This is a genomic window from Halorubrum tibetense, from assembly GCF_042661865.1.
Taxonomy (GTDB): Archaea; Halobacteriota; Halobacteria; order Halobacteriales; family Haloferacaceae; genus Halorubrum; species Halorubrum tibetense.
Genome location: NZ_JBHSWW010000383.1, coordinates 1 through 1,850, shown reverse-complemented (window position 1 = coordinate 1,850; position 1,850 = coordinate 1). Strand labels below are relative to the sequence as shown.

The 1,850-nt window shown below is 52.1% G+C and carries 2 protein-coding genes; both read left to right on the top strand.

The features are described from left to right. Positions 1 to 384 precede the first annotated feature (384 nt). Positions 385 to 996 (top strand): helix-turn-helix domain-containing protein, encoded by a 612-nt coding sequence (locus ACFQEU_RS15325; protein ID WP_379783563.1) that lies wholly within the window; start codon positions 385 to 387, stop codon positions 994 to 996. 4 nt (positions 997 to 1,000) lie between these two features. Beyond that, positions 1,001 to 1,558, top strand: coding sequence for a hypothetical protein (locus ACFQEU_RS15320; RefSeq protein ID WP_379783561.1), 558 nt, complete (start codon positions 1,001 to 1,003; stop codon positions 1,556 to 1,558). Positions 1,559 to 1,850 lie beyond the last annotated feature (292 nt).

Sequence of the window (1,850 nt, the reverse complement as noted above, 5' to 3'; positions counted from 1 at the left end):
TACTCATTTTGAAAGGTGTAGATAACTGTCTTGGGGTAGCCGTCAGCCACTCACAACCGTGATCTCACGCGACTAAACAAGCCCGACCCTCTGTATCTTGCACGCCGCTGCTGACATATTGTGGAGAGGTCGGTGTTCGGCATCGATACGTGGCTCCCTTGAATTGACTGATTCGGGGCGGTGCTAACAGGTATGGGAAACGTTGTATGACACCCTGAGACTATCCTACTACTCTTCTCAGTATCTTGCACGCGGATCTTGACAAGAGTCGGACAGACACACTGTGCTTGGCCACAAGAACACACGAGTCTAGACATGATGAGCGGCTCGGTGAGAGATGGTTTGGGCAAACGCTTATAGTTTCGAGTTTCGTAACACTATACAATGAGCTACGAAACGGAGCACGTTCGGGGCGTGGACAACAGTATCGCACCGATCACTGGGGTGCCGACGTTTACTGAGCTACTGACGAATCCAGACCTTGCTACGCTCTATACTGCGATTCGCCATTCACCAGCTATTACTGCACCTGAACTCGTCGACCTGAGTACGATTTCGAAAAAGACGGTTTACGAGTATCTGGGAAAATTAGCACAGGCGGGGCTCATCACTGAGATCGAGGATGAGAGCAATCCGAAGCGATACGAAGCAGAGAAGTTCGAGTTACAGCTGACGATTCGGGGGATGGAAGTGTCGATTACGCCTGAACTCGTTGCGGTCGTCGCACACGCCACCGAGTACCCTGTTATCGCGCGTGTCCGCGATGAGCACGGGCTGGTGACTTTTGCACTGGCTCATGATATGATTAAATCTCACAGCGTGGGTGACATCACAGTCCGGCAAATTGCGAGTCTCACCGATCTTTCACACGGAACGACCTACGACCTTCTGGAAGCCCTCTATGATATCCACGATCTGGGTGATGATTCCGATCCAACGACGTACACACCAGACGATGTCGTCGACGAGGACGACGATCTGCTGACTGAGCGATAAGCTAATGTACACGGCCAATATCGTTGATGCGGTGATTTTTCGTAGTCTGGGCAAGTCACCGAATCCGCTTCTTGACTCGTTGCAGATCGCCGTAGAACAAGCCGACACGGAACTGTGGGTGCCAGCGTCGATCTATCGTGAACTGACGGATTATGGGACGGTGCCGGCGGTGAATCCATATCTGGATGCCGGAGTTGTAGACGGATGGATCCGGATTGCACTACCCCTGACTGCGAATCGAGATGAGCAATTTGAGTCGGTGGCCGATCCGGTTACACAGGCGCAACATCTTACGGATGACTTCCTGAATCAGCGAAGCAAGTATCCAGTGACGAATAACTGGCGGGATGCATCGATAGTCGCACTTGCGGTGCGACTGTTTGAGCAGAATGCCCGTATCCGAGTCATCACGCACACAGCAGACGAAGGGTTGGCACAGGCATGTGCTCGAATCCTACCTGAGTTTGGGTACTACGAGATCAAATCCCGGTACTATAATCCGCCCCACACAGCGAGAGACACCTTTCCGACCGTGGAGTCACTTACGTGGAACGGTCAGTAGTGCGCGATTTGACCCTCATTGGTTCTATTGATCCTCCCGGCTCTGCTGAGACTTTTCAGGGGTGATACAAACTCTGCGCTGAATACACGGCACGGTTTAGCACTCGTCGTTGATGCCCTGTGAGCAATTCAGAGGTGAGGTGGCTCAACGGAGCTGACGGTTTGTCGAGTAACCGAGAAGAACCTTGTGCAAGATGTAGAGGATGCAGTCAGCACGAGAACTGCGTTATTTTCCCCAACTGAATTCTGAATAAGCCGATAGAGTGTGCTTGCGAACTCAGCGTTGGTCTTAT